Genomic DNA, 6,633 nt, shown 5'->3' with positions numbered 1-6,633 from the left:
TAGGGGTATGGACCGCCCGCCGGGATCCATAGTGTCTGCCACGGGAAGCGATCGACGCACGATAGGGAGCAACGGATGAGCACCGACGGCAGCTGGCAGCTGGACATCGAGAGCCCGCTCGGCAAGCAGAGCCTCTGGGTCGAACTGACCGAGGAGGGCGAGAAGCTGATCGGCAAGGCCCGGGCCAACGGCCAGGTCATCGACCCCGACATCATCGACGGCGAGAGGGTCGGCGACGTCGCCTCGTGGAAGATCAAGTGCCGCAAGCCGGTCCCGCTGACCATGAAGGTCACCGTCACCGTCAACGGCGACACCATGACCGGCAAGGCCAAGCCGGGCATGTTCGGTACCTTCCCGGTCACCGGCCGCCGCGTCTAGTGATCGCACCGACGACCAAGGGGACGGCGCCGTTCGGCGAATTCCGGACCTGGTACCGGGTCACGGGGGAGCTGTCGCCGCAACGGACCGCGCTGGTGGTCGTGCACGGCGGCCCCGGCAGCACCCACGACTACCTGACCAGCCTCTCGGTGTTCGCCGACGGCGGCACCCCCGTCGTCCACTACGACCAGCTGGGCAACGGGGGTTCCACCCACCTGCCGGGCCGGCCGGCCGAGTTCTGGACCGTCCAGCTCTTCCTCGACGAGCTGGACAACCTCCTGCGCCACCTCGGGATCGCCGACAACTACGCCCTGTTCGGACACTCCTGGGGCGGCCTGCTGGTGGCGAAGCACGCGGCGGCGGCGCCGGCCGGCCTGAAGGGCCTGATCATCGCCGACGCGCCGGCGTCGTACCCGTTGTGGCTGGCGGCGATGGCGGAGCTGCGCGCCGCGCTGCCGGCCGGGGTCGACGACACGCTGCGCCGGCACGAGGCGGCGGGTACCACCGACAGCGACGAGTACCACGCGGCCACCAAGGTCTTCTACGACCGGCACCTGTGCCGGCTCGACCCGTGGCCCCGCGACTACCAGGCCTCCTTCTACGAGCTCTACAACGACCCGACCGTGTACCTCGCAATGAACGGACCGAGCGAGTTCCACGTCATCGGGTCGCTGAAGGACTGGGGCGTCACCGACTGTCTCGCCGACATCGCGGTGCCGACCCTGGTCATCTCGGGCCGCCACGACGAGGCCACCCCGGCCACCGTCCGGCCCTTCGTCGACCTCATCCCGGACGCGCGCTGGGAGCTGTTCGACGACTCCAGCCACGTGCCGCACCTGGAGGAGCCGGAGCGGTTCCGCCAGACGGTGGGCGACTACCTCAAGACCGTCGCGCAGGTGTGACGAAGGACGGACATCCGATGACCGACGCGGTCGGGCGGTTCCCCGCCGACACCCTGGACCAGTTCGTACTCGGCCCCGCCGCCCGCACCCCGGACAAGCCGGCGGTGATCGAGCGGGCCGGCGGCGCGCTGGTGACGGTCACGTACGGCGAGCTGGCCCGCGCGGTCGACGCGCGGGCCTCCGCGCTGGCCGAGGCGGGCGTCGGCACCGGCGACCGCGTCGTCATCGAGTCGCAGACCTCCGCCGCCGCCATCGCGCTGCTGCTCGCCTGCTCCCGGCTCGGCGCGGCGTTCGTGCCGGTCGACCCGGACACCCCGGACCTGCGGGTACGCGCCATCGTCGAGGCGACCGACCCGGTGCTGCACCTCCGGCCCGCCGGCCGCCCGGCCCGGGACCTGCCGTCGACCACCGCCGTCGCCGAGTTCGGCCCGGACGGGCTGGTCGCCCCCGCCGGCAAGCCCCGGCAGCGCCGCCGCCGCACGGTGGTCGGCACCGACCCGGCGTATCTGATCTTCACCTCCGGGACCACCGGGCAGCCCAAGGGTGTGGTGCTCAGCCACCACGCCGCGCTGGCCTTCTACCGGGGCGCCCAGCGCTTTCCGGTGGTGGCCGCCGACGACGTGGTGGCCAGCACGTCGCCGCTGGCCTTCGACGTCTCCCTCTTCGACCTCGGGGTCACCCTCGGCAGCGGGGCGACCCTCGCGCCGGTGCCCCGCGAGTTCCTGAGCTTCCCGCGCCGGCTGCTCGGCTTCCTCCGCGACGCCGGCGCGACGGTCGTGCACGGCGTGCCCTCGCTGTGGCGGCCGTTGCTGCGCCACGAGCCCGACGGCCTGGCCGCCCTGGACCGGCTGCGCGGAATCCTCTTCGCCGGCGAGAACTTCCCCCTCGCGGAGCTGCGCCGGCTGCGCGAACTGCACCCGGGACTGCGGGTGGTCAACGCGTTCGGCGCCACCGAGACGGTGGCCTGCTCCTTCGCCGAGGTGCCCGACCCGCTGCCCGCAGGCGCCGAGCGGCTCTCCATCGGCGACGGCTACCCGGGGGCCGAGCTGCTGCTGGTCGACTCCGACGGCAGCGTGGTCGACGCGCCCGGCGCGGTCGGCGAGATCCACGTCCGCTGCCCGTCGCTGTTCAGCGGCTACTGGGACGACCCGGCGGCCACCCGGCAGGTGCTGGTGCCCGACCCCCTGGAGCCCCGCTCCGGGCAGCTCGTCTACCGCTCCGGCGACCTGGCATACCGGGGGGCGGACGGGGAGCTGTACTTCTGCGGCCGGACCGACTCGATGGTGAAGATCCGGGGCAACCGGATCGAGCTGGGCGAGGTGGAACGCCGGCTGCTGGACCATCCGACGGTCGGCGCGGCGGTGGCGGTGGCGGCCCCGGCGGCGGACGGCGAGCCGAGCCTGCACGCCTTCGTGGTGCCCCGGCAGGGCGCCACCGTCGGCGCGGCCGAGCTGGTGGAGCGGTGCCGGCGGACCATGCCGGCGTACATGGTCCCGGCGCGGTTCCACTTCCTCACCGAGCTGCCGCTGACCGCCAACGGAAAGGCGAACCGGACCGCGCTGGCCGAACTGGCCCGCGCGGCCCGGTAGGCCGCCGGATCATCCCACCAGGGTCCGCTGCCGCGGCCGGGGCCGTAGCGCGAGCGCCGGGGTCAGGGTCAGCACGTCGAACGGTCGCCGCGCCGCGTCCACCCGGCCCCAGAGCCCGTCCGGACCGGATACGCAGAGCCGGGACACCCCGTGGGCGCGCAGTGTCTCCAGCGCCCCGGGCCAGCGGACCTGCCGGACGATCCCGTCCAGCAGCAGCCGACGCACCTGCTCGCCCCGGGTCAGCACCGCGCCGTCGTGGTCGGAGACCATCGGCAGCCGCGGGTCGGTGAACGGCAGCCCGGCCACCAGCTCCCGCTCCATCGTCGCCCGCAACGCGGCGAAGGCGGCCGAGTGCATCGGCGGGCTCATCGTGTACAGCGGCAGGCCGCCGCGCGCCCGCACGGCCGCCTGGAGCCAGTCCAGGCGGTGCCGGCGCACCGAGAGCATCCAGAAGTCGTCGTCGACGTGGCAGGCCGTCTCGTACCACTCGCCGGCCTCGTCCAACTCGCCGAGGATCTCCGCCAGCCGGGCGCGGGGTGTCCGGGCGAAGGACTGGGTGACCACGTCGCTGTGGGCGTGGGCGAAGTACTCGTCCAGGTGCCGGTTCCAGCCGACGGTGAGCCGTACCGCGTCGGGGAACGTGAGCGCCCCGGCGTAGACGGCGGCCGGCGTGCCGCCGAAGCTCGGCCCGACGACGATGTCGGGCCGGACGTCCAGCGCGTCCTCCGCCCAGTACGCCAGCGCCACGCAGACCACCAGGAACGCCACCCGCTCGCTCTCCGAGTAGCCCCCCTCGGCCTGCCGGTAACGGTCCACCAGCGACCAGCCCAGGGCCTCGTCGGCCTGCGCGGTCAGCCGGCGTGCCTCCGGGTTGATCAGCAGGAAGCGTCCGACCTGCGCGAACGAGCTGGGGCTGATGCCGGGGAAGACCACGGCGGTGGCCCCACCGCCGGGCTGCGCCCCGGCGCCGTCGGGCGCCGGGCCGGTCACAGCAGGACCTCCGACCGGTACGCCGGCGGCGCGGCCAGGATCTGGGTGGCGATCGCCTCGACGTAGTCGGTGATGGTGACGTCCCGATCGAGGTAGGGGACCAGCTCGCGGGTCCGCTCGTAGAGCTCGCGGGTGACCGGGGAGAGCCCCTCGTTGCCCCGGATGTCGACCGCCTGGGCGGCGCAGAGCAGCTCGAAGGCGACCACGTAGGTGGCGTTGGCGAGCACCTCCCGGGCCCGCCGGGCGGCCACGAAGCCGAACGAGACGATGTCCTGGAAGTCGCCGGTGCTGGTCAGCGACTGCACGGACATCGGCACCGCCAGGGCCCGCGTCTCGGCGGTCAGCGAGGCGGTCATGAACTGCCCGCCCATCAGGCCGAGCCGCAGGCCCGGGTTCTCCCGGCACAGGAAGGCCGGCAGCCCGTTGCTGTTGCTCTTGTCGAGGAACCGGTCGATCCGCCGGTTGGCCAGGTTGGTCAGGGTGGTCAGCGAGATGACCAGGTGGTCCATCGCCATCGCCACGTACTGGCCGTGGAAGTGCCCGTTGTGGAACACGTCGTTCTCGTCCGGCACCACCAGCGGGTTGTCGTTGGACGAGTTGAGTTCGGCCTCCAGCGTCTCGCCGATCCGCAGGAAGCTGTCCAGCACCGGACCGAGGATCTGCGGCGTGCACCGGATCGAGTACGCGTCCTCGATGGGCTGCGAGCCGGCCTTGGCCGAGGAGCCCATCTCGGCGGCGAGCGCCGCCTCGGTCTCCTGCTCGTTGACCGCCAGGGTGGACTCCTGCAGGGTGCGCCAGAGCCGGGCGGCGATCTCGCGCTGACCCTTGTGCGGCTTCAGTTCGTGCACCCGCGGGTCGAACGGCTTGGTCATCCCACGCAGCCCCTCCACGGACAGCGCCGAGACCGTCAGGTACGTCTCCAGCAGCCGGCTGGCCTGGGCGAAGACCAGGCCGCCCAGGCCGACCATGCCGGAGGTGCCGTTGATCAGCGCCAGCCCCTCCTTGAAGCTGAGCGTCATCGGCTCGATACCGGCCAGCCGCAGCGCCTCCGCGGCGGGCATGGTCTCGCCCCGGTAGCGGGCCCGCCACTGGCCGACGCAGGCCAGCGCGATCGCGGCGAGCGGGCCGAGGTCCCCGCTGGTGCCCAGCGACCCCTTCTCCGGTACGCACGGGATGATCCCGGCGTTGTACACGGCGATCAGCTTCTCCAGGTTCGCCGGCGAGATCGCCGAGTTGCCCCGGGCCAGCGACACGATCCGGGAGAGCATGATCGCCCGGACCGTCCGGTCGTCCAGGTGCGGCCCGACGTTGGTGGCCACCGCGTTGATCAGGTTCTCCTGGAGCTGCTGGGCCATGGTGACCGGCACCAGCCAGTCGACGAAGCCGCCCATGCTGGTGTTGACGCCGTAGATGACCCGGCCCTCGTCGACGAAACGCTGCAGCGTCTCCCGGGAGGTCTGGACGCGCTGCCAGACCTTGTCGTCGAGGCCGACCGGCACCGAGTGCGTGGCCGCCGCCTCCAGTTGCTCCAGCCGGACCCATTGGTCGGCTGCCACAGTGAATTCCACGAGATCGAACCCCCTCCGCGGGACGGATGTCAGCGTTGTCCGCGTCGGGCGGGACCATCGGGCAGCGCGCTGTCGCACTGCCGCTGAACAGGTGCCCCGTGGAACCCGACGGGTGCGCAGGGTCAGTCAAGCCGCCTCCGTCGCGGGTGGAACAGACCGGGCGTACCCCTAGAAGGGCGCGACCGGCCCCTAACCCGGGCCCGGTCCGGACCCTTGCCCCGGCCGGCGCCAGCCGCGCCCATTGGAACGGCTCGCGGTGGCGGAAGGTCCCCATCGGGTACGCGAGACCGCGCAGTCGCTGCGGGGAGTGGGGTGGTGTCATGCGGCCCTGTAGAGCTGATGACGTAAACGAATCAGCCCTGTCGGGGTGGATGCCGCGACGGGCGGAGATCGCTCCAAGCTGGAAGTAGTGGTGTCGCTCGGCCGCAGCGGGCCACCACCAGGCGGATGAGCACCATCTTGCGGGATGGCGCCCGCCATCCACGGCTGAGTCGTCTACGACATCAGCTCGAAAGGCTCAGAACCCCTACTGCGCCGTGCGCCGACCACGACGGCGCCCGCAACGCGCCACGCCGGCGACTGACGAGTGGAACAACCATGAGTACCGAACGACCGCGGTGACACCGCCTGGGGGAGGGCGTTCCCTCCGCCGGGGGAGGCCCCGCCGGCGGCGGGTTCGTAGCGTCACCGGCATGGATACGACAGGTGGCGCCGCGCCCGCCCCGCTCACCGACGGGGGTGGGCGCTGATGCTGGTGCGAACCACCACCCTGGTACGCCGGCCGCCGGAGGCGGTCTGGCCGCTGCTCTGCGACTCGCGGATCACCTCGACGCCCCGCTGCCTGGTGTTCCGGCTCGGCGCGCCCACCCCGGTCGAGTGCTTCCTGCCGGCGGGGCCCGGTGCGGTGGGCGCGCCCCGGCAGTGCGTCTCCGATCGGGGTGTCGTGTACCAGCGGATCACCGAGTGGTCGCCGCCGGCCCGGCTGGCGTTCCACATGGAGCGCACCGACCTGCCGGTCGGCTCGTGCGTCAGCGCGTTGAGCGACACCTTCGAGCTGACGCCGGCGGCCGGCGGCCGGGCGACCCGGCTCACCCGCAGCACCCGGGTCGAGGTGCGCGGTCGGTGCCGGTGGGCCCGGGCCCTGGCCGTCGGGATCGGGCTCAAGGCGGTGCACCGGTTCGTCTTCCGCGACTGGCGCCGCTGAGC

The 6,633-nt window shown here is 72.7% G+C and carries 6 protein-coding genes; 4 read left to right on the top strand and 2 right to left on the bottom strand.

Annotated elements, in window-relative coordinates:
* The first annotated feature begins 75 nt into the window (after positions 1 to 75).
* The 3 genes from M2302_RS09505 to M2302_RS09495 are packed head-to-tail and all read left to right on the top strand — an operon-like array spanning position 76 to position 2,869.
* On the top strand, positions 76 to 378 hold the full coding sequence (locus M2302_RS09505) for a hypothetical protein (protein WP_280837536.1): 303 nt from the start codon (positions 76 to 78) through the stop codon (positions 376 to 378).
* A gap of 2 nt (positions 379 to 380) precedes the next feature.
* Positions 381 to 1,280, top strand: a complete 900-nt coding sequence (locus tag M2302_RS09500) for a proline iminopeptidase-family hydrolase (RefSeq protein WP_348529413.1) — start codon at positions 381 to 383, stop codon at positions 1,278 to 1,280.
* Positions 1,281 to 1,297: 17 nt separating this feature from the next.
* Positions 1,298 to 2,869 (top strand): amino acid adenylation domain-containing protein, encoded by a 1,572-nt coding sequence (locus M2302_RS09495; RefSeq protein ID WP_280837534.1) that lies wholly within the window; start codon positions 1,298 to 1,300, stop codon positions 2,867 to 2,869.
* Positions 2,870 to 2,878: 9 nt separating this feature from the next.
* Here the strand turns inward: M2302_RS09495 and M2302_RS09490 are convergent, their stop codons facing one another.
* Together M2302_RS09490 and M2302_RS09485 are read right to left on the bottom strand one after the other, a co-directional pair.
* Positions 2,879 to 3,859: an ACP S-malonyltransferase gene (locus tag M2302_RS09490; RefSeq protein WP_280837533.1), complete on the bottom strand. Its 981-nt coding sequence runs from the start codon at positions 3,857 to 3,859 to the stop codon at positions 2,879 to 2,881.
* A complete protein-coding gene (locus tag M2302_RS09485; RefSeq protein WP_280837532.1) occupies positions 3,856 to 5,415 on the bottom strand; it encodes a phenylalanine aminomutase (D-beta-phenylalanine forming) in 1,560 nt (519 codons plus the stop codon). The genes M2302_RS09490 and M2302_RS09485 overlap by 4 nt, the downstream gene beginning before the upstream one ends.
* A gap of 760 nt (positions 5,416 to 6,175) precedes the next feature.
* Between M2302_RS09485 and M2302_RS09480 the strand changes: the two genes are divergently transcribed.
* Positions 6,176 to 6,631 carry an SRPBCC family protein gene (locus M2302_RS09480; RefSeq protein WP_280837531.1) on the top strand — a complete coding sequence of 152 codons (456 nt, stop codon included), beginning with the start codon at positions 6,176 to 6,178 and terminating at the stop codon, positions 6,629 to 6,631.
* Positions 6,632 to 6,633: the final 2 nt, after the last annotated feature.

This window comes from Micromonospora sp. A200, assembly GCF_029893845.1.
GTDB classification, from domain to species: Bacteria; Actinomycetota; Actinomycetes; order Mycobacteriales; family Micromonosporaceae; genus Micromonospora; species Micromonospora purpureochromogenes.
Note: the sequence above shows the minus strand (reverse complement) of the source record. Positions and strands in the feature narration are given on the sequence as shown.

Bases quoted from the DNA above. Each gene is read 5' to 3' on its own strand.
- M2302_RS09505 (WP_280837536.1), top strand. From the start codon at position 76: ATGAGCACCGACGGCAGCTGGCAGCTGGACATCGAGAGCCCGCTCGGC.
- M2302_RS09495 (WP_280837534.1), top strand. From the start codon at position 1,298: ATGACCGACGCGGTCGGGCGGTTCCCCGCCGACACCCTGGACCAGTTC.
- M2302_RS09480 (WP_280837531.1), top strand. From the start codon at position 6,176: ATGCTGGTGCGAACCACCACCCTGGTACGCCGGCCGCCGGAGGCGGTC.